The organism is Streptomyces sp. NPDC001822, from assembly GCF_042892135.1.
Classification (GTDB): domain Bacteria; phylum Actinomycetota; class Actinomycetes; order Streptomycetales; family Streptomycetaceae; genus Streptomyces.
Window position 1 is genome coordinate 476154 of record NZ_JBIATW010000003.1, and the last position, 19284, is coordinate 495437.

At 70.1% G+C, this 19284-nt stretch carries 16 protein-coding genes and 1 pseudogene; 8 read left to right on the forward strand and 9 right to left on the reverse strand.

The genetic code is table 11. The features are described from left to right. Positions 1-4: 4 nt before the first annotated feature. From ACFYY2_RS10080 to ACFYY2_RS10100, 5 genes are all read right to left on the reverse strand, one after another. Positions 5-721: an SDR family NAD(P)-dependent oxidoreductase gene (locus ACFYY2_RS10080; RefSeq protein ID WP_388739665.1), complete on the reverse strand. Its 717-nt coding sequence runs from the start codon at positions 719-721 to the stop codon at positions 5-7. Positions 722-1143: 422 nt separating this feature from the next. Next, positions 1144-1419: a GlsB/YeaQ/YmgE family stress response membrane protein gene (locus ACFYY2_RS10085; protein WP_388739667.1), complete on the reverse strand. Its 276-nt coding sequence runs from the start codon at positions 1417-1419 to the stop codon at positions 1144-1146. A gap of 123 nt (positions 1420-1542) precedes the next feature. Further along, the gene (locus ACFYY2_RS10090) at positions 1543-2016 is read right to left on the reverse strand and encodes a carboxymuconolactone decarboxylase family protein (protein WP_388739670.1); all 474 of its coding nucleotides are present in this window, start codon (positions 2014-2016) and stop codon (positions 1543-1545) included. Between the two features lie 208 nt (positions 2017-2224). Further along, complete coding sequence (locus tag ACFYY2_RS10095; protein WP_388739673.1) at positions 2225-2512, reverse strand: hypothetical protein; 288 nt, start codon at positions 2510-2512, stop codon at positions 2225-2227. A 31-nt stretch (positions 2513-2543) separates the two neighbouring features. Continuing rightward, complete coding sequence (locus ACFYY2_RS10100) at positions 2544-2861, reverse strand: hypothetical protein (RefSeq protein ID WP_388739675.1); 318 nt, start codon at positions 2859-2861, stop codon at positions 2544-2546. A gap of 425 nt (positions 2862-3286) precedes the next feature. On the opposite strand from ACFYY2_RS10100, the gene ACFYY2_RS10105 reads away from it, so the two are divergent. The 5 genes from ACFYY2_RS10105 to ACFYY2_RS10125 all read left to right on the forward strand — a co-directional run bounded on the left by ACFYY2_RS10105 (position 3287) and on the right by ACFYY2_RS10125 (position 7714). Further along, on the forward strand, positions 3287-3538 hold the full coding sequence (locus tag ACFYY2_RS10105; RefSeq protein ID WP_388739677.1) for a hypothetical protein: 252 nt from the start codon (positions 3287-3289) through the stop codon (positions 3536-3538). Between the two features lie 346 nt (positions 3539-3884). Beyond that, entirely contained in the window at positions 3885-4604 is a 720-nt protein-coding gene (locus tag ACFYY2_RS10110; RefSeq protein WP_388739680.1) for a hypothetical protein, read from the forward strand. Between the two features lie 489 nt (positions 4605-5093). Beyond that, positions 5094-6098, forward strand: coding sequence for a helix-turn-helix domain-containing protein (locus tag ACFYY2_RS10115; RefSeq protein WP_388739682.1), 1005 nt, complete (start codon positions 5094-5096; stop codon positions 6096-6098). Positions 6099-6317: 219 nt separating this feature from the next. Next, a complete protein-coding gene (locus ACFYY2_RS10120) occupies positions 6318-6749 on the forward strand; it encodes a hypothetical protein (RefSeq protein WP_388739685.1) in 432 nt (143 codons plus the stop codon). Positions 6750-6850: 101 nt separating this feature from the next. After that, a complete protein-coding gene (locus ACFYY2_RS10125) occupies positions 6851-7714 on the forward strand; it encodes a hypothetical protein (protein WP_388739686.1) in 864 nt (287 codons plus the stop codon). Between the two features lie 161 nt (positions 7715-7875). Here ACFYY2_RS10125 and ACFYY2_RS10130 read toward each other — a convergent pair. Beyond that, positions 7876-8535 (reverse strand): annotated as a pseudogene (locus ACFYY2_RS10130) (lysophospholipid acyltransferase family protein); the annotation flags it as partial. Between the two features lie 178 nt (positions 8536-8713). Here ACFYY2_RS10130 and ACFYY2_RS10135 point away from each other — a divergent pair. Further along, complete coding sequence (locus tag ACFYY2_RS10135) at positions 8714-9340, forward strand: class I SAM-dependent methyltransferase (RefSeq protein WP_388739690.1); 627 nt, start codon at positions 8714-8716, stop codon at positions 9338-9340. Positions 9341-9362: 22 nt separating this feature from the next. Here ACFYY2_RS10135 and ACFYY2_RS10140 read toward each other — a convergent pair whose 3' ends face one another. Both ACFYY2_RS10140 and ACFYY2_RS10145 read right to left on the reverse strand, forming a co-directional pair. Next, the gene (locus ACFYY2_RS10140) at positions 9363-10391 is read right to left on the reverse strand and encodes an endonuclease/exonuclease/phosphatase family protein (RefSeq protein WP_388739692.1); all 1029 of its coding nucleotides are present in this window, start codon (positions 10389-10391) and stop codon (positions 9363-9365) included. A 286-nt stretch (positions 10392-10677) separates the two neighbouring features. Continuing rightward, complete coding sequence (locus ACFYY2_RS10145; RefSeq protein WP_388739695.1) at positions 10678-14865, reverse strand: carboxypeptidase regulatory-like domain-containing protein; 4188 nt, start codon at positions 14863-14865, stop codon at positions 10678-10680. 599 nt (positions 14866-15464) lie between these two features. On the opposite strand from ACFYY2_RS10145, the gene ACFYY2_RS10150 reads away from it, so the two are divergent. Continuing rightward, positions 15465-17804 carry a M4 family metallopeptidase gene (locus ACFYY2_RS10150; protein WP_388740058.1) on the forward strand — a complete coding sequence of 780 codons (2340 nt, stop codon included), beginning with the start codon at positions 15465-15467 and terminating at the stop codon, positions 17802-17804. A 113-nt stretch (positions 17805-17917) separates the two neighbouring features. Here ACFYY2_RS10150 and ACFYY2_RS10155 read toward each other — a convergent pair whose 3' ends face one another. Beyond that, positions 17918-18496: a TetR/AcrR family transcriptional regulator gene (locus ACFYY2_RS10155; RefSeq protein ID WP_388739698.1), complete on the reverse strand. Its 579-nt coding sequence runs from the start codon at positions 18494-18496 to the stop codon at positions 17918-17920. 90 nt (positions 18497-18586) lie between these two features. Here ACFYY2_RS10155 and ACFYY2_RS10160 point away from each other — a divergent pair, with 90 nt between their 5' ends. Continuing rightward, positions 18587-19033 (forward strand): anthrone oxygenase family protein, encoded by a 447-nt coding sequence (locus tag ACFYY2_RS10160; RefSeq protein WP_388739700.1) that lies wholly within the window; start codon positions 18587-18589, stop codon positions 19031-19033. The last annotated feature ends 251 nt before the right edge of the window (positions 19034-19284 follow it).

Genomic DNA, 19284 nt, shown 5'->3' on the forward strand with positions numbered 1-19284 from the left:
CTCGTCAGTGCCCCGCGCTCTGCCCGCCGTCGACGTGCGAGATCTCACCGGTGACGAACGGTGCCTGCTCGAGGTACAGCACGGCCCGGACCACGTCGTCCACCTCACCCATTCGGCGGACCGGGTGGCGCGCCGCCTGGAAGCCGTCGGGATCGGTCGGGTGCATGGGGGTCCGGATGACACCGAGTGCGACCGTGTTCACCCGGATCCCCCGGGTGGCGTACTCGATCGCCAGCGACTTCGTGACGCCGTTGAGGCCCCCCTTGGTCAGTGACGCGAGCGCCGAGGGGACCTCGACGTCCGCGTTGTCGACGAGGCTGGTCGAAACGTTCACGATGTGGCCGCCGTCGTCACGGGAGAGCATCGCGGCGATCACGCTGCGCGACACCTCGAAGAAGCCGCGCACGTTCGCCCCGGTCACCAGCTCGTAGTCCGCGTCGGTGTACTCGGTGAACGGCTTCGACACGAAGACCCCGGCGCAGTTGACCAGTGTGTCGATGCGCCCGAACCGGTCGACGGTAGCCTCGACCAGCCGCGCGCCGGTACCCGGCTCAGCCACGTCGGCGGCCAGGGCGAGCACTCCGGGGTCGCTCGACGTCGGGGCGGAACGGCCGCCGGTCGCGGTCACCGCGTATCCCATCGCGCGGTAGGCCTTCACCAGGGCGGCTCCGATGCCCCCTGACGCACCCGTGATGATGGCGACTTTCCGTGTGGCGTTCATCAAGCACTCCTGTCGATTCCGAACTCCACGACCGCGACCGTGAGTTCGACATGCCTCGGAGATCAGGCCCGGGACTGCCAGGCCACGATAAGTCCGCCGGTCGGCGTCCGCACGGCGGGGAGTGAGCCGGGACGACGGGGGGTGCCGGGCGCAGGTGGGCGCGATGGCGCTTCGAGTGGTGGTCGCCGGGGTTCCGTGCCGGCGCGGGCGGTGGAGCCGCTGCCCCGGACCGTCGTGGAGCCGCGCGATCCTGCGACGGCGGGGGAGCGCCGGTCGCCGCCGCTCCCGACGGCATCGAGCCGGGACCTCACCCCAATGGCCGGGCCTTCCGCCGAGAGACGGACAGTTACTCGCTGCACCGGAAAGGGATCCACACCCCGTGGGGCGTGGATCCCTTTCCGGTCTGCGGGGGCGGTGCGGTGTCAGGCGTGACGGGAGTGCCGGTTGCCCGTGATGACCCGGTACAGGGCCAGGAGGATGATCGAGCCGACGATGGCGGCTATCCAGGTGGAGAGATCGAAGAACCCGTCGATGGAGTCGACACCGAATACGGCCTTGCCGAGCCAGCCGCCGAGGAGCCCTCCCGCGATGCCGATGAGCATCGTGATGATGATGCCGCCGGGGTCCTTGCCCGGCATCAGCGCCTTGGCGATGAGGCCGGCGAGCAGTCCGATGATGATCCAGGCGAGGATGCCCATGATGCGTCTCCTACCTCTCGTACAAAGGTTGTGTCAACGCACCGTCTTTACCGCTTCGGCGTTTCCAAACACATCGTTCACAACCGCCTGCCGCGTACGCGACGGGTCTCTCGTCTGCGCCCGTCAGTGGAACTGACCCACCTCGTAGTCCCCGGCGGGCTGCCTCGCGATGATGTTCAGCCGGTTCGCCGTGTTCATGAAGGAGATCAGGACGACCAGCGCAGTGAGCTGGTCCTCGTCGTAGTGCTTCGCGCCTCGCGCCCAGACCTCGTCGCTGATCCCGCCGGGCGCGTCCGTGATCCGGGTTCCCTGCTCCGCCAGTTCCAGGGCGGCGCGCTCGGCCTCGGTGAAGACCGTGGCCTCCCGCCATGCCGCCACCAGATGCAGCCGCACCGAGGTCTCGCCGGCCGCGGTGGCCTCCTTGGTGTGCATGTCGATGCAGACGGCGCAGCCGTTGATCTGACTCACGCGCAGTGCCACGAGCTCCTGCGTCGTGGCCGGCAGCCGCGATTCCTTGAGCGCCTTGCCGGCTGACATCAGGTGCTTGAGGGCCTTGGCGGCGACCGGGTCGGCGAAGTAGTTCAGTCGCGTGTCCATCGGGTTCTCCTCCGTGCTCGTCGGTGGCTTCCACACCCTGGGACGAGACAGCCCGACGTCCTGTGACACGGATGCGTGCACCTGCCGATGAGCTGCGAGGACATGCGCTCGATCTTCGCTCCCGTCACCGGCCGTCCGTCAGGCCATCCGTCACCGGCCGCCCGCCACCGAGGGAGCGGGCAACCGGTGGCGGCATCGGGCGGGCGGGTCAGCAGAACCAGCCGTTCTGCACCCAGCCGCGGCGGTTGATGTCCCCGTAGGCGAATCCGTACACCCAATCTCCGCCACCCTGCTCGACCAGGAACGTCTGGCCCCGGCACAGCGTGCCCATCCATGCCCCGTGGGGGGCGGTGACCCGCACGAAGAGGTCCTGGGCGCAGACCGTTTCACGCTGTCCCACCGTGCCGTCGGCGGAAGCTGCCGGGCTCACCGTCATGGCTGTCACCGCGGCCGTCAGGGCCAGGGTCAGGGCACCGAGCCTGCTCGTGCGGGTCATCGAGAAGTCCTCTCGTCGTCGAGGCGTCCGGTCACCAGGATCCGTACCCACCGAGGCATTCCTGCCGGACGAAGCCCCAGTCGTTGGGCCCGAAGTCGAACGTGGCGGCCCATCCGTTGTAGACGGGGTGGGCGCCACGGGTGTGCCCGACCTTGTCGCCACGCGGCAGGATCCGTTTCAGGGTGGCAGGTCCGGACGAACTGTCGTAGTTCGCGTAGAAACTCGCACTGTCACAGACGATGACCGCGTGTTCGGGCACCGTCGGTTCCGCGTGTGCGGTACCGGAGGTCACGAGGGTGAAGGCAACGGCGGCGGACAGGGCGAAGCCGAAGGTGCGAGGCGTGTCCATGACATACATCATGAACCGTGATCGCCACCGCGTCGAGACGGCCGCCTGCTGGGTGACTCGACGTCAGGCGGGCGTGGCCGCCTGACGAACTCGGGCCGGTCGCGGCGACCAGTGGTGAAGGGCTCGACCCTGGAGGCCAGGTCCTTTGACCACGCCGCACGCGCTCCGAAGCGGCTCGGGACGAATCCCGGTGCGCCGAACTGCGCCGAACTCCGTAGGGGCGTCGGGCGAGAAGTGCGACCAGCTGAATTCTTCCGGCCTCCATCGGGCCGCCTTCGTGAACTCGGCTGTCTCTCAGGTGGTCGGCCTGCGCCCGATCAGGTTGATTCTCCGCCCGGTGTGTGCGGCGTGATCTCCCTCGCACCACCTGAGGTAGAGCCTGGTGCCTCGCCACATTCGTTGCGCACTTCCTGAGAGGGAGCCCCATGCTTCGTCGTATTGCGATCACCCTTGCCACCGTCGCCGCCGCCGGGTTCGTGGCTGCAGCGCCCGCGGCCGCCAATGACTGGGAGGGCGTGACCGAAGGCGCCGGCTACCAGAAGATCGAGGGCGCTCGCGAGGCCGGGGAGTACCTGAACCTCGGTGGCCCGTACGGGATCACCTACGGCAAGGAGAAGAGGGCGCACTTCGAGGGCGAGGGCGGCTACTACTACACCCAGTACCTGCACGGAAGCTGACCTGCACGGAAGCTGACCGGCTGACCCGGTACTCGCAGGCGTCCGGACAGGGCCAAGGCCCTTGTCGCACCGCCGCGGTCCCGAGGTTGTCTGACCGGCGGCCGAACCGCCAGGCCCGGACCCGTGGGCGCATGCCCGGGGTCCGGGCCTTCGGCATGCGTGCGATCGGAAATCTGACCGACGTGAGGAAGCGGTTCCGCTCGCATTTCCTCCGCCTGCGCGCGTATCCGGCGCACCGCGCACAATGGAGGGGGGCCACCGGTGCACAGGCACGCGGGTGAAGCCCTCGGAATCGAATACGTGCAGGCTGAAACATCGCCGTCGCACGTGTGTGAGGCGCACCGCTATGGACACCACCACAAGGGCAACTCTCGTGGCCGCGCTCGCGGCCGGATACATCATCGGCAGGACAGGGCAGGGGAAACTCGCTCTGGGTCTTGTCGCCCTCGCCACCGGCAAATCACTCGACCCGAAAAGTCTCATCGAGGCGGGGGCGCGGAAACTCGGCGAGAATCCGCAGTTCGCTCAGCTCGGCGAACAAGTGCGGGAGGAGCTGCTCACCCCCGGGCGAGGAGCGCTTTCCGAGGCGACCGGTCGAGGTGTGTCGTCCCTGAGCGAGAACCTGCAACAGCGGCTGCTCGCCCTGACCGGCGCGCCGGACGACGAGTATGCCGACGACGAGGACGAGTACACCGACGAGGAGGAGGACGAGTACACCGACGAGGAGGAGGACGGGTACACCGACGAGGAGCAGGACGGGTACACCGACGAGGAGCAGGACGGGTACACCGACGAGGAGCAGGACGAGGAACCGCCGGACGAGCGCCCGCGTCGCCGTCGGACGACGAGGGTGACCCCTGAGCAGCCCACCGACAGGAAACCCGGGCCGAAGAACCCTCCTGCGAAGAGGGCAATGGCTCGGAAGGCGGCGCAAAGGAAGCCGGGGCCCCGAAACCCCCCTGCCAGGAAGGCCATGAGGCGCAAGGCGGCGGACGACCGGGCGGCCGGGAGGACGTCGCCGGGCAGGCGAGGAGCGGGCCGGACAACCCGCGGCCGGAGTGGGTGACCCGAGACGACCGTCGCTGCGCGGGAGGCACCCGGAACGGCCCTGACGGATCCGACCGCACGGCCGCGCGGCGCCGTCGAGCGCGCGTCGCTCCGCAGTCGAAAATGTTCGGCCGTCATGCAACCGATCCCCCGCCCGGACGGTCGTAGTTGGCGTCAGAACCTCTCGGAAGCAGAACCTCTCGGACGGGGGAATCCGGGGGCCGCGGGGTTCCGATACGGAGGGGGAGTGGAGCAGACGGGTCGCACGACCGGGTTGCTCGAAAGCCGAAGCCCCCTGCGCGGTGCGCGCTCAGCCCTCTGCCGCCGGCCTCCGCCCGGGCAGCAGTGACGCGTCCGCAACGACAGAGCGAGGAAGCAGCCTGTACCTGCACAGTCCCCGTGACGGTGCGGTTCGGGCCTGCTCCCGGGGTCTGCTGTCCAGGGAGGCGGAGCCCGAGCATCGACCGGCAGCTCGAGCAGGAGGACTGCCGAACTGGGGGAGACGTCCTTGCTGCGTATCCACTTCACGTCCGGCGACCTGACCCGCATCCAGGTGGCGAGCACACCCGACCCCCTGTGGGAGATCGTCTTCAGCCTCCAGCGGCTCCAGACCTCGCAGGGCCGCTGGGCCTACGCCGACTGGCACCACAGCACCCGCGCCACGCTCGCGGGCACCCGGCTCGGCGCGGCCGTACGCCGCTTGCTCACGCCGATGCTGCCCAGGGCTCCCTATCTGCCCGACTTCCTCACTCCGCACGAGTCCGCGCACGGACTGGAGCCGGGACTCGCCGCGATCCTCGACACCCCGCCCGCCCGGGTCGCCCACGAGATGGACCTGCTGGCCAGGAGAAGCGGCGCCCCGGACTGGGCGCCCAGGATCGTCGAACGCGACAGCCGGGAGGAACTGGTCCGGGTACTGCGGGCGTACCACGAAGCCGTCGTCGCGCCCCATCACGACCGCATGTGCGAGTCGCTCGCGGGCGAGCGAGGGCTGGCCGCACGCGCGACCCTCGACACCGGCGTCGGCGGACTGCTCGCGGGCCTCTCGCCCTCCATGCGATGGCGCCCGCCCGTGCTGCACGTCGACTACGTCGAGGACCGCGACCTCCATCTCGAAGGCCGCGGACTGCGTCTGGTGCCCTCCCACTTCTGCTGGAAGCTGCCGATGTCCCTGGCCGACGGCGCCCTGAGGCCCGTACTGGTCTACCCCGTGCACGGCGCCAGGCCTCCCGAGCCGGCCCGCCCCGATCTCGCCCTGTGCGCGCTGCTGGGCAGGACCAGGGCCACCGCGCTGCGCACACTCGCCCTCGGCGCGACGACCTCGGAGCTCGCCCGGTCCCTCGGCGTGACTCCCGCCACGGCCACGCACCACACCACGATCCTCCGTGACGCCGGGCTGATCACGAGCCGCCGCGTGCAGAACACCGTCCTGCACGTCCTCACGCCCCTCGGCGCGGCGATGCTCCGCGGGCCCGCTCCGGCGCCGTGCGCGGAGACCTCCGGTCGTCGGTAGTCGGCCCCGCCACGGTCCACAAAGGAATCTGCTGCCTCAGCGGACCCAGCCGTCACCACAGCCCCACGGGAACTGGGCATTCCACCGCCTGGCTCGGCACTTTCGACCCTCCTCGAAGGTCGTGGTGGGGGCGGGGCCGCGATGCGAGTGTTTCCCGCGACACCACACGGGCCCCGGCGCACGCCGAGCGCCCGTCACGATCCGACAGGGGAGACAGACATGCTGAAGAGGCCAGGCATCAACCGCACCGTCGCCGCCGGAGCACTCGCGCTCGTCACCGCCGCGACCGGTGTGGCACTCGCCCCCGTCGCGTCGGCCTCCGCGCAGGCCTGCGTCGCCTCGTCGCTGACCACCGGCGGCCCCAACGGCGTCGGCACGGTCCGCAACAAGTCCGCCAGCAGCACCTGCGGCGACCTCAACCTGACGTACTCCTACAACAACGCGGCCCCGATCTACGACTTCTACGCGGGCCGCCTGCGCCGCTCCAACGGAACCTGGCTCACCTGTGCCGCCGGGTACGTCTACGCCGAGGACGGCTCCCACAGCCTGAACGACTCCGACTACTGGCTGTGCACCGACGTCGGCGACAACACGCCGTTCACCGTGGCCAGCTACAACGGCGGCGGCGACACGGTCACGATCACTCACTGACCCACTGACCCACTGACTTACTCATCCCGAGCTCCCGGGGTGCCGCCGGTGCACGGACACCTGCGGCACCCCGGGGGCGTCGCCTCCCAGAAGGGACGGACGTGCCTCACAGGTCCCTCGCGCGTGCCGCCGTCGCTGCGGCAACCGCGCTGCTCACCGCCGCGTGCAGTACGGCCGTCGGCGCGTCCGACGGACAACAGTCCGTCGCGGAGGCGCCCGGGCGCCTCACTCAAGCCCTGCCGGACGACCCCGTGCGCATGGTCCTGCCCACGACCGGCGCCGAAACACGTTGGACCCAGGGTCTGAACGTGTTCGGGCAACAGCTCGCCCGGGCTGCCGCCGCCGAGTGTGCCCGTGCCGGCGGATTCCGGCTGACCGAGGAAGTCCCGGTGGCGTTCATCCCGTTCGGCGACCTGCCTGATCTCGGCTTTCTCGGCCGGCACGGGTTCGGGCGCAGCGCCGAGGTCCCCACGGGTCCGCGGGCATCCGCCTCGGCCCGCGCGGGCGGAGCCACCGAGACACACCGCTGCCGGGCGGTGGGAGCGACCGCCGCCGAGCAGGTGGCGAAGCGCTACCAGCCCCTGCAGAAGGCGTGGTTCGGCGCGCTGGACAATGCGGTGAAGGGGGACTCCGCCGCCCGGCGCGCACTGCGCGACCTGCCGGGCTGTCTCGCGCGTGAGGGGTACGCCGCAGCCGACCAGAGGGCCTTCTTCGCACTGGTCGACCGCCGTCTGATGAGCACCCCCGCAGCCGACCTGGCCCGTGTGAACACCGGACTCGGTGGCGCCTACGCCCACTGCATGCGCCCCGTCGAGGCCGTCCGCGAACCGGTCCGCCGGAAGGTCCGGGAGCGCTTCCTGACCGACCACGCGGCCGAGGTCCGTGGCCTTCGCACCGCACTCTTCCCCGCCCTCCACCGCGCGGGAGAACGCTACGGCGTGCCGCTCGTCTTTCCGGCACCCTGACCCGTGGCACGGCGAGCGACGCCTCCGGCCAGCACACTCCTGACCTCCCGCTGCCCGGTCAGCTCATCGGACGAAGACGAGGACGAGGACGAGGACGAGGGCGAGGGCGAGGGCGAGGGCGAGGGCGAGGGCGAGCACGTTGCGCGACGAAGGTGTGACGGGGCGGCGGGCTCGGTGGGCTCGCCCAGGTGACGGGCAGCCGTTCGCCAGGCGGCCGTCACCGCGGTGCGCGCCGTCGATGTCCGGAGAACGCGGCCTCCGGTCAGTTCGAGCGGCGCACCGATGTGCACATGAAGGTCCGGACGGCGCAGCGGCGCTGTGACCAGGCCGCCGAGCTGCTTGAGCGTACTGCCCGAGACGACTCGGCGGGCGCCGGCCTGGCCCACGGGCACCACGGGAGCGCCGGTGCGCTCGGCGAGCCGGGCCAGGCCGCTTCGGAAGGGCCCTGGTGCCGCTTCCGCGACGTCCTCGCGGCGGGGCAGGCCGCCCTCGGCGTAGATGAGGACGAGCCGTCCCCGCTCCAGGGCCTCTGCCGCGGCGTCCAGCGAAGCGGCGGCGCGGCGTTCCCCGCGGACGACGGGGATGTGTCCTTCGCGTGCGAGCGCGCGACCCAGGAGCGGGATGCGCCACAGACCCGCGGCAGCCATGACGACCGGCTCGGCTCCGAGGCGGCGCAGGGCCGCGACCACGATGGCGGGGTCGGCGAGAGAGGTGTGGTTGGCGGCGATGATGCTGCCCGGCGCGAGGTGGGCGCCGGGGTCGGAGGTCACCGACAGGCGGCCGACGACCGGCACCAGGACGTCGGCGATACGGCTGAGCATGAGTGGCCCCCGGGTCTCGGTAGTGTTGGTCACCATCGTCCTGGGCTGGCGCCGGTCGGTCATGAGTCCTGCTACTCATCCCGGCCGGGTTGCCGAGTACGGGATGTGCACGACGTGGGACATGTGATGTCACCTCCTCGCTCCGGACGGGCGGGGCCGATCGGAAGGTGTGCCGAAGATGACCGGGCAACGTGACCGTTGGGCGGAACTGACCGGCGGACAGGCCGGGGAGGAGTACGCCCGGCGTTTCGCCCGGCTCGCGGAATCCGGTCAGGACGTGCACGGCGAGGCCGCCTTCTGCGACGCGCTGCTGAAACCCGGCTCGCGGGTACTCGACGCCGGATGCGGCACCGGTCGCATCGCGATCAGGCTCGCCGAGCTGGGTCACCACTGCACGGGTGTGGACCTCGATCCGTCGATGCTCGCCGTCGCCCGCCGCCGCGCACCCGGACAGGACTGGCTTCTCGGTGATCTGGCCCGCCTGGACGCCCTGGAGCTGAAGCCGGGATTCGACCTCGTGCTCGCCGCCGGCAACGTCATCCCCCTGCTGGCCCCCGGCACCGAATCAGCCGTGATCCGGCAACTGGCGGCCGCCTTGAGGCCCGGTGGTCTGCTGGTCACAGGCATGGGGCTGGATGCCGCGCACCTGCCGCTGCCCGAGCCCCCGGTGACGATCGAAGAGGTCGACCGCTGGTGCTCCGAGGCCGGACTCACCCTGCGCCGGCGCTGCGCGACCTGGGACGGCGATCCCTACCACCCGGACTGCGGCTATGCCGTCAGCGTGCATGTGCGTCCCGCCGTGTGAAGGGCCGGAGGATCCTGTTCCCTCAGGTGGCGCGGTCCTTCGCGGGCAGCAGCGCCAGTACCGCGACGACCGCCCTGTGGTCCGTACCCGGCACGGTGCGCTCGCCCACGGAGACCCCCGCGAGGTCGGGGCCGTGCAGGACGTGGTCCAACTGGATGAGAGGCGGCACGAATCCGAGGCCGACGGGCCACGTGCGGCTCCATCCGCGGCCGAGTTCGGCATGGACGTCGGTGAGCCCGGCCGCGAGCAGGGCCCGCATCGAGGCGTGATCGAGGGAGGCGTTGAAGTCGCCCAGGAACACGGTGTCCGGGCCGCTTCGCCGGGCCACGGCGGTCAGAGCAGACATGTCCCGAGCCCAGCGCTCTGTGTCCCCCAACGGGTAGTAGGTGTGAACGGCGACGAGCCGCGTCCTCCGCCCGCCCACCGAGACCTCGGCGGTGGTCTGGGGCCACGCGGTATCGACGTGTGTCGTGCCGCCGTCCGACAGCGGGTACCGCGAATAGATCGAGGAGTCGTACTCGGGGTGGAGTTCCCGGTACGGCATCAACTCGTCCAGTCCTGCCCTGCGGAGAGCCCTCACGCCCGCGGAAGGCATCTGCTCCACGGCCAGCACATCGATCCGCTCGGTGCGGACCAACTCGACCACCGCGCGGGCATCAGCGCCGCCGCCGTCCGCGTTGAGGGTGGCGACACGCAACTCCGTTGAATCCGGGGGCACGTCCCGGTACTCGGATATGAACCGTGGTGCCAGCAACGCCACGTGCGCGATGACGAGGGCTGCGGAGACGACCACGACCCATCGGGACCGAAGCGCCGGAACCATCGCCGTCACGCCCAGCACGACCACGCCGAGGACGGTCGTGCAGGGAAAGAAGACCATCGGCACTGCGAGCGGTGTGGTCGCATCGAGCCCCGTCAGCCGTACGAGGAGCAGGGCAGCGGGTGCGCCGAGCGCGATGGCACAGGCCGCCGTGCCGAATGACCGTCCGCGTCGGCCGGGTGGACGACGTCGATTCGATCCGGGCGGTGTGTCGGCAGGCGCGCCCGTCATACGTCCCCGTTCCTGCGCCGTGGGCGGCGAGTTGATCGTGATCGTTGGTTCGAGTACGGGGACGTCCGCACGGCGCGCATGGTTCCGTGGTCGAGCCGCGCGCCGCACGCGCAGGTCCACGGGACCGGGCCGGTCGCCCGGACGGTCCTGGCAGGCGGTGGCCGGGGCGGTAGCGCGGCGCCGGGCCGCGACGGCGCCGACCCTCAGCACGTGTGCCCGGCCGGGAAGTCCGGCCGGGCACACACCCTTCATCCGGTCGGCGGGACTGCCCGCAGACCTGGTCCCGCTACTCGGCCCGCAGAGCGAAGTCGGCCGTTGTCCGGCCGCCGCCGACGGTCTTCACCTCCTGGCTGCTGGAGGCGTAACCGACGTTCGCCGCCGTGACCAGCGTCTTGTCCGCGGAGCTCTTCACCCACACGTGGTAAACGCCCTCGGCGTTCGTGGTGGTGGTGACGAGTTCCTTGCCGCCACGGGACAGGCTGATCTTCGCGCCGGCGAGCTTGGTGCGACTTCCCGCGGTGACCGTGCCCGTGATCTCCGTGTACGAAGCGGGAGCGGTCGCCTTCAGAGTGACCGGCACCGGTGCGTTGCGGTAGGGCGAGTCGTCGATCATCGACAGGGTGGCGGCGTAGCCGCCCGGAGCGGTGAGCGTCCGGGCGTCGCCCGTGACGCGCACCCGGGTGGAGCGGCCCGGCGCCAGGGTCACCTTCGCCGTACTCGTGGACAGCCAGTGGACGTCGTCACCGGCGCACTGGTCGGTCCCGGTCAGGACGGCGGCACCTGTGGTGGTGGTTCCCGTCGGCGTGTCCTGGCCGCCGATGTCGACGAGTCCGCAGCCGGTGCTGTGTCCTCCCCGGTTCGTCCAGCGGGGCGTCTCGGGCAGGGCCGTCCAGGCATTCGTGACCGGGTCGTACTCGACGGTGCGGGGTCGCTTGGGGGCGCTGTCCCCCCAGATGTGACCTCCGACGACCTGCAGTCTGCCGCCGGTCGCCGAATAGGACGCCCCCGCCGTCCCGTAGGGCATGTCGGCGATCCGACGCCATACGTCCGCCGCGGGGCTGTAGGTGAAGGCGCGGGCCGTCATCTCGATGTGGGGACCGCTGTCGGTCTGCACGACGGAGCCGCCGGCCGAGCACACGAGAGCGTTCACCACGCCACCGCACCCGCCGTGCGTGAGCGCGATCGGATAGTCAGCGATCCGGCTCCACTTGTCGCGAGCGGCGTCGTAGCTGTAGGAGGCCTTCGTGTCGTCGAGCGAGCTGTCCTTCCCGCCTATGTAGTAGAGCTTCCCGTCGAGAACCGCGGCCGAACCGGAGCCGGACGCCTCCGGAAGGTCTGCCACCCGGGACCAGCTGTTGCTCCGAGGGTGGTACGCGTAGGTGGTCGACGAGGGGACGGACAGACCTCCGGCACCGAAGTGGTAGCCGCCGACGACGTAGAGCGTGCCGTCGAGGAACGCCCCTGTGGCGTCCGTGCGCGGTTCTGGAAGCGGCGCGATGCGCGACCAGGACCCGGCACCGGGAGCCAGGACGTACCCGCTCGGATAGATGGTCGAGCCGGAGTAGCCGCCCACCGAGTAGATGCTGCCCTCGTAGGAGCTGATGACGTTGTCCTTGACCGCCTTCGGGTGACCGGGAAGGTCGCGCCACGCGGCGCCCTCGGGTGTGGTCCTCGCCTTCGCGGCGGCGTTCCCGCTCTGCTCCCAGACGGCGACCGTGAGCGGCGCGCGCCCGGTGTTGGTGAGCGTGATGTCCTGACCGGCCTTGCCGTTCAGGGCCGCGCTCAGTCCCACCGTTCCGGGGGTCACCTTCAGATGCCCTGCGTTCAGAGCGGGGTTGTACTCACTCACCTTGCCGGAAGCGGGGACCCTGCCGACGCCTGTGGTGTAGCGAGGTGCCGAGGTGCTGATCGAGCCGCGTCCGGCATGCGGGCTGTACAGCCAGTAGGAGCCGTCGGACCCGTTGTCACCCGGAAGCCTCGCGCTGACGGCGGTGCGGTACGGGTCAGACTTCGGAGCCCAGGTAGCGGTCACTTCGGCACCGTTGAGGGGGCGCTGGGTGTTCGCGTCCCTGACGACGCCGGTGATCAGCCCGCCGCCGAGTCGTCGGCACTTGCCGACCCCCACGTTGTCGAGCTGGACCTGGGACCAGCCCTTGCCCTTGAAGCGGAAGCGCAGCCGGACTTCGCTGTGGCCGAGGGCCGAAGCGAGCGGAACGGTCACGTGGTGCGGCAGCACGATCGGGCTGGCCTCGTTGAACACGCTCTTCCACGTCTGACCGTCGTCGACGCTGACGGCGGCGTCGAAGGTGGCGCCGTTCTCGAACGCGTCGTACATGGTCGTGTCGAAGTGGAGGTCGGCGTCGGTGCTCCCGCTCAGATCGAACACCGGTGAGGTCAGGGAGGTGTCCTCAACGGCGTCCATGTCCCCGTCGATTCCCGGAGACGCCGTCGCGAAGCCGCCCGCGCCGCCGGTCTGGTTGGCCGTGGCGGGCTGGTCGAACCGCCAGCCGGCGGCGGTGCCGTCGGCGTTCGAGACGCTCCACCCGTTGCGGGGTCCCGCGCTCCAGCCCTCGAAGGCGGCCTGCGTGGAGTAGCCGTAGCCGGGCGCCACACATGACGTCATGTCGGCCTTGACGGAGATGTCGTGCCGCACGTCCTTCGTGCCGAGCGCGACCCTTGCGTCGGACGGCTTCTCGTAGCCGGGATAGACCGGCGTGGCGTGCAGGGTGTACATGGTTCCGCTCGGCAGATCCGCAGAGTAGACGCCGGTCCTGGGGTCGGTGTAGAACACCCCGTCCGGCACCTCGTCGAACGTGATCTTCGCGTGGAGCGGCCAGCCCTGACCGGAGCCGTCGACGATCTTGCCGGACACTCTCCGCGTGGGGAGCTTCACGAGTGCGAGGTCGGCCTTGGCGGTCTTGCCCGCGGCGACGAGGGCGGTGCCCGTGGCGGTCTTGTGTCCGAAGAGGGACGCGGACGCCTTGTACGTCCCGGGCGAGACGTTGAGCCGGTACACGCCGTCGCTGTCGGTCTTCGTGGAGTAGACGAGCCGTCCGGCGCCGTCGGCCAGCGTCACGCGTCGACCCGACAGCGGCTTGTGCGCCCCGTCGGTGACCTTGCCGCTCAGCGCGCCGGTCGGTCCCTGGCGGAAGGCCGCGGTTCCGTTGGGCGTGCCGAGACCGGTGGGACCGTCGTAACCCACGGCGCCGTTGCACAGATAGGCGGGGGAGCAGGAGCCGTTCGAACCCGACGTGATGTCGTTGAGGCGGGGGTTCGCATAGGGGTAGCCGGCGGGCCGGGTCCCTTCCGCCACCGGACCGGCCAGTGCGTAGGTCGCCGCGATGATCGGAGCCGCGGCGCTGGTGCCGCCGTACTGACTCCAGCCCCCGCCGTACTCACCGTACGTGTTGTAGACGGCCACGCCGGTCTCCGGGTCGGCGACCGCCGAGACGTCGGAGACCGAACGCCGGTCGCAACCGGTGTCCTTCTGGTAGGCGGGCTTCGGCGCGAAGGCGGAGCAGCCCGATCCGGTACCTGTCCAGACCGTCTCGTTCCAGCCGCGCGCGGTGGACCCGTCCCGTACCAGGGAGGTACCGCCGACGGACGTGACAGTGGAGGCGGAAGCGGGGAACGTGACACCGTGGCCGCTGTCACCACTGCTTGCGACCACTGCCACCCCGGGGTGGTCGTAGTACTGCTCCGCGAGGTCCGTGAACTCGGCGGCCTCGCCGGTGCCCGACGTCGCGGAGTAGGGCAGTCCGTAGCTGTTGGACACGTAGGTCGCACCCAGCTCGACCGCGGTGTTCACGCTCGCACCGAGGTCGGTGTACCTGGAGCTGTCGGCCACGACAAGGATGATCTTGGCCTTCGGCGCGACGGCCGACACCATGTCCAGGTCGAGGGCGATCTCCGAGGCCCACCCGCTCTCGGGCGAGGGGTAATCGCCCTGGTCGCCGCGCTGGTTGACCTTGACGAACTGGCCTTCTTCGAGAGGCGGAAGGCCGAACTGCTCCCGGTACAGGGCGAGGTCGGCGGCGGCCTTCGGATTGTCGTAGGCCGCGACGACGGCGATGGTCGCGCCGGCGCCGCCACCGGCGGGCAGGTTGTAGGCGCTCAGCAGGTCACCGGGCGCCAGACCCGCGGGAGTGTCGGAGGCCGCGCGGAGCCCCTTCCCGCCGTGCACGTCCTTGACCCGCATCGCGAAGCAGACCGCCTCGTCCGCCGACTTCGGGACGTCGCAGGCCGCGTCCACGTTGGCCGGCGTCCGGTCGGCCGAGGCGGCCGCCATCTTCCGCGCGCGCTTCTGGTCGGCGATCATTTTGTCGATCTTGGCCCGGTCGCCGGGGGACAGCGAACTTCCGGCATGTGCTGCCGGGCCGGCGCCCAGGGCGGGCGTCGGAGCTGCGGCGAGGATCCCGAGACAGGCGGCGGCTATCAGCGCCGGCAGGGCGCGAGAACGCCCACGTCTTTCCATGAACAAGTTGACCCTTCGAATCCAGGCGGGGCGGATCGAGCCGTTTCCGGAAGGCTCCCGGCGTGTGGCACCACTCGGTCGCGGTGCCAACCCGTCTCGCGGCTTCGAAGGCGCTCGTCCAGCCGGACGAGCTTCCTGCGCGCGAACACTCCTCGGTGCGACGTTGTCCCGGCGCCCCGTACGAACGTGTTGCCAGCCGTGAGTATGCAGGTCATGTCAGCACACTTGATAGAGCAAGCATGGCAATGATCGCGTAATGGCTGGAAAGCTCCCTGTGGCGCGGAAGTTGCTAGTGATCGGTGACATGGTGTCACGTCAAGTGCTGCCAAATACGGAGATTGTTCATCGATTGATATACGCAACGTAATCGACGAGGGGCGAGTTTCAGCCGAAGTGATCATGGCTAGATGACACCAACCAGCAGAAGATGTCACTCTGTGCCCGTTTCAAAGCCATGTGGTTTCCCTACACACGCCATCCGGGCGGTACACAGGCACATGGCGATCTGCCCGGACCGCCCCGGCCACCCTCGTCGGAGGCCGCAGAGAGAGTGATACGTGCGCACACCCAGATTCACCGCAGGCGCCCTCATATCGGGAATGGCTGTGATCGCCGTCAGCCTTCCCGTCGGCCCGGCCTCGGCCGACGGCCACACCGCTGTGACGGCAGGACGGACGGACGCCCGCCCCGCAGCCGCTCCCGCACCCCGTGCGGGAGCGCTGCCGGCCGCGCTGTCCTCGACCGAGCGGGCGGCTCTGCTGACCCGCGCGCGGTCCCAAAGGGCCGACACGGCTTCCCAGTTGCGCCTCGGGGCCAAGGAGCAACTGGTCGTCAAGTCGGTCGGCAAGGACCGGGACGGAACCACCCACACGCATTACGAACGCACGTATTCCGGAATGCCGGTCCTCGGTGGTGACCTGATCGTCCACCGGAACCCGGGCGGCGCCGTCACCGGCACCGACATGGCCACCAGGACCTCGATCGCGGCGACCGGGACAAAGGCCGTCAAGACCGCTGCCTCGGCCAGGCGTTACGCACTGTGGGCCGCGAGGAAGGACGGTGTCGTCCGCCCGTCCGCAGCCACGCCCCGCGCCGTCGTCTGGGCGGCGAAGGGGAAGCCGAAGCTCGCCTGGGAGTCGGTGGTCGAGGGGACGCAGCACGACGGCACCCCGAGCCGTCTGCACGTGATCACCGACGCCGCGACCGGCGCCGAGATACGCCACTACCAGGACATCCAGACCGGCACGGGCCACAGCCAGTACAGTGGCCAGGTCGACCTGACCACGACACCCTCGGGGCAGACGTTCACCTTGAGCGACGCCAGTCGTGGCGGCCATGAGACGTTCGACCTGAACCACGGTGACACCCTCAATCAGTACCGCGACGACGACGACGTCTGGGGAGACGGCAACGGCGCCAGTGTGCAGACCGCCGGTGTCGACGCCGCCTACGGCGCCCAGAAGACCTGGGACTTCTACAAGGACACGTTCGGGCGCCGGGGGATCCGTGACGACGGTGTCGGTGCGACCTCCCGCACCCACTTCGGCACCTCGTACGCCAACGCCTTCTGGGACGACGACTGCTTCTGCATGACCTACGGCGACGGGGAGAACGACTCCCGTCCGCTGACCGAACTGGACGTGGCGGGCCACGAGATGACCCACGGCGTCACCTCCAACACCGCCGGCCTGATCTACGAGGGAGAGTCCGGCGGTCTGAACGAGGCCACCTCGGACATCCTGGGTACCGGGGTGGAGTTCTACGCCGACAACCAGGCCGACGTCGGCGACTACCTGATCGGCGAGAACCTCTTCGGCAATGGCTCGCCACTGCGCTACATGGACAGGCCGAGCAAGGACGGGGCGTCATACGACAACTGGACCAGCGGTCTTGAGCACGAAGACGTGCATTTCTCCTCCGGTCCCGCCAACCACTTCTTCTATCTGCTGGCCGAGGGCAGCGGCGAGAAGACGATCAACGGCGTGACCTACAACAGTCCCACAGCCGACGGTCTCCCCGTGCCCGGCATCGGGCGGGAGAACGCCCTCAAGCTCTGGTACAAGGCGCTCACCGAGCGCTTCACGTCCACCACCGGTTACGCCGCCGCCCGCGTGCAGTCGCTCCAGGCCGCGGCCGACCTCTGGGGCGAGGGCAGCGCCACCTACGCCACCGTCGCCGACACCTGGGCGGCGGTCGGCGTCGGCAGCCGTCCCAACGGCGCCTACGTCACCAACCCCGGTGACCAGCACGGTGTGGTCGGCACTCCCGTCTCGCTGCAGCCGCGTACGGGCAGCACCAACCCCGGCGTGACCCACTCTGCGACCGGTCTCCCGACCGGCCTGTCGATCAACGCCACCACCGGGCTGATCTCGGGCACCCCGAGCAAGGCGGGGACCTTCCACGCGATCGTGACCGTGCGCGACTCGAAGAACACCGTGGCCAACGCGCGCTTCACCTGGACCGTCCAGCCCCAGGGCAGCGGCTGCGGTGTGAGCCAGCTGTTCGCGAACCCCGGCTTCGAGAGCGGGGCCACGGCCTGGTCGCAGAGCTCCGGCGTGATCGACGACAGTTCCGAGACCCCGGCCCGCACCGGCCGTTACAAGGCGTGGCTCGGTGGCTACGGCACCACCCACACCGACACGCTGTCCCAGAAGGTCACCGTCCCGGCCTCCTGCACCTTCGCCACTCTTTCCTTCCACCTCTTCGTCACGACGGACGAGGCCCCGAAGTCGGCCGCATACGACAAGCTGACCGTCAAGGCGGGCACTTCCACCCTGGGCACATGGTCCAACCTGGACAAGAGCACCGGATACGTCCAGCGGACGGTCGACCTGACCCCGTACGTGGGCAAGACCGTCACCCTCACCTTCACGGGCACCGAGGACTCCGTCTCCCAGACCACCTTCCTGATCGACGACACCACGGTCAGCGCCATCTGAGCCGTGTTCCGACCGGAGGCCCGGGGCGACGTGACGTCGTCCCGGGCCTCCGGTGTGCCGGAAGCCCGGGTGACCGCGCGATCCGCCCGCCGGTCCCGACCGTTGTCGTTACGTCAGAGCACGGCGAGCCGGTCCACCAGCAGCTCCGTCCTGGCCTCGGCGTCGCCCGCCGGCAGCCGTCCTTCCCGGGTCAGGGTCGCCAGCCCGTGCAGGGCCGCCCAGAACACCTCGGTGAACAGCCCGGGGTGCACGCCGTCCCCGGCGACCTCTTCGAGGCACTCCATCAGCGCGGCAAAGGCGTCCTTCAAGGGCTCCGGGGTGTCCTCCCGTGCGAACGCAAGGCCGCCGTCGAGCTGGAACATGGCGTCGTAAACCGCCGGGTTGGAGACGGCGAAGCCGAGGTATGCGCGGGCGAGGGCGATGACCCGGGCGCGCGCGCCGTCCGCGACGGAGACCGCGGCCCGCAGGCTCGCCGCCAGCTCGGCGGCGCCCTCCAGGGCGACGGCGCCGATGATCTCGCGCTTGCCGCGGAAGTGGCTGTAGAGCACGGGCTGGCTGTATTCGATGCGCTCGGCGAGCCGACGGGTGGTGACCGCGTCCCAGCCCTGCTGCTCGGCGAGTTCGCGGGCCGTCGTCACGATGAGCCGCTCACGGCCCGCCCGTTCGCGCTCCTTGCGTTCCTGTAGCGACATGATCCGATCCTAGCACTGCTAGACAACCGAGCGACGGAAGTGCTAGCGTTGACCCGTCATCTAGCGGCACTAGATTCCGGGAAGGTCATCATGCTCGATGCACTCGAGGTCTTCACCACCGTGGTCGTCGGTCTCATGGTGGGGGTGGAGTTCTCCGTCGCCTTCGTCATCAACCGGATCCTCGACGCGCTCCCCGGCGACAGCGGCCAGCTCGGGCGAGCCCACGGGGGCCGCATGCTCGGCGCCGTGATGCCGGTCTGGTACATCGGCTCGCTCGTCCTCGTCGGGGTCTGGGCCGTCGTGGAACGGCACCAGAGCGGCACCGGTCTCGTCGTGACCGCCGGGGCACTGCTCGCCGTCAGTGTGATCATGTCGATTCTGCTGCTCGTCCCGATCAACAACCGGGGCAGGACGTGGACCCCCGACAACCGGCCCGCCGACTGGGAGCAGCAGATGGGCCGCTGGGACCGCCTCCACTACGTCCGCGTCGCCGTCGTCGTCGCCGCCTTCACCTTCCTGGTCGCCGCTCTCGTGTGACCGGGTCCGAGGCGAGGGCTCACTCTCGCTGATCTCGGCCCGGCATGCGTGCGGGTTCGTGCGCGAGGCCATGTCGCACCGGGACCCGTGCGGTGCGGGTGCCGCACCTGCGAGGGTGCCCGTCGTGCGACATCGGACATCCCCGCGACAGTGCCGGGTCCCGCCGGGCGGCGCGAACGAAGCGCGGTGTCCGGGGCCGGCCGATCACCCTGGGGCGGTCCTCCCGAGCGGAGCGGACTCCATCAGTCGGT

Excerpts from the sequence above, each read along its gene's own strand:
- ACFYY2_RS10080 (WP_388739665.1), bottom strand. The coding sequence starts at position 721 with ATGAACGCCACACGGAAAGTCGCCATCATCACGGGTGCGTCAGGGGGC.
- ACFYY2_RS10085 (WP_388739667.1), bottom strand. The coding sequence starts at position 1,419 with ATGGGCATCCTCGCCTGGATCATCATCGGACTGCTCGCCGGCCTCATC.
- ACFYY2_RS10090 (WP_388739670.1), bottom strand. The coding sequence starts at position 2,016 with ATGGACACGCGACTGAACTACTTCGCCGACCCGGTCGCCGCCAAGGCC.
- ACFYY2_RS10095 (WP_388739673.1), bottom strand. The coding sequence starts at position 2,512 with ATGACCCGCACGAGCAGGCTCGGTGCCCTGACCCTGGCCCTGACGGCC.
- ACFYY2_RS10100 (WP_388739675.1), bottom strand. The coding sequence starts at position 2,861 with ATGGACACGCCTCGCACCTTCGGCTTCGCCCTGTCCGCCGCCGTTGCC.
- ACFYY2_RS10105 (WP_388739677.1), top strand. The coding sequence starts at position 3,287 with ATGCTTCGTCGTATTGCGATCACCCTTGCCACCGTCGCCGCCGCCGGG.
- ACFYY2_RS10110 (WP_388739680.1), top strand. The coding sequence starts at position 3,885 with ATGGACACCACCACAAGGGCAACTCTCGTGGCCGCGCTCGCGGCCGGA.
- ACFYY2_RS10120 (WP_388739685.1), top strand. The coding sequence starts at position 6,318 with ATGCTGAAGAGGCCAGGCATCAACCGCACCGTCGCCGCCGGAGCACTC.
- ACFYY2_RS10135 (WP_388739690.1), top strand. The coding sequence starts at position 8,714 with ATGACCGGGCAACGTGACCGTTGGGCGGAACTGACCGGCGGACAGGCC.
- ACFYY2_RS10140 (WP_388739692.1), bottom strand. The coding sequence starts at position 10,391 with ATGACGGGCGCGCCTGCCGACACACCGCCCGGATCGAATCGACGTCGT.
- ACFYY2_RS10145 (WP_388739695.1), bottom strand. The coding sequence starts at position 14,865 with ATGGAAAGACGTGGGCGTTCTCGCGCCCTGCCGGCGCTGATAGCCGCC.
- ACFYY2_RS10150 (WP_388740058.1), top strand. The coding sequence starts at position 15,465 with ATGGCTGTGATCGCCGTCAGCCTTCCCGTCGGCCCGGCCTCGGCCGAC.
- ACFYY2_RS10155 (WP_388739698.1), bottom strand. The coding sequence starts at position 18,496 with ATGTCGCTACAGGAACGCAAGGAGCGCGAACGGGCGGGCCGTGAGCGG.
- ACFYY2_RS10160 (WP_388739700.1), top strand. The coding sequence starts at position 18,587 with ATGCTCGATGCACTCGAGGTCTTCACCACCGTGGTCGTCGGTCTCATG.